This window comes from Autumnicola patrickiae (assembly GCF_031846525.1).
Classification (GTDB): domain Bacteria; phylum Bacteroidota; class Bacteroidia; order Flavobacteriales; family Flavobacteriaceae; genus Autumnicola; species Autumnicola patrickiae.
In genome coordinates, this window is sequence record NZ_JAVRHM010000085.1 from 1 (window position 1) to 332 (window position 332).

The window sequence follows — 332 nt, forward strand, 5'->3', positions numbered from 1 at the left end:
TTTTGATCCTATTTCGGCTGGCCGCCATTGTTTGGGGGACTTTTTATATCAAAAAGATGATACACGAAGGCTATGCCAAAATCTTTATAATCTCTGCAGCATTTATATACGCAGGTGCATTGGGTAATTTGATTGATGGTGCATTTTACGGACTGATCTTTGAAAAAAGTGATCCAGTAATTCGCAACATTGCAGAAATATTCCCGGCAGGTGGTGGTTATGCTGGATTTTTAAATGGCAATGTGGTGGATATGTGGTTCTTTCCCATTATTGATACAAGGCTTCCGGAATGGCTGCCATTATGGGGAGGCAATGAATTTACTTTTTTCGAC

Annotated in this window: 1 protein-coding gene; it reads left to right on the plus strand. The window is 40.1% G+C overall.

What is annotated here, in order from left to right; genetic code table 11:
• Positions 1-332, plus strand: a 332-nt coding sequence (locus RM549_RS19445) for a signal peptidase II (protein ID WP_311687782.1), incomplete at both ends; no start/stop codon positions are given.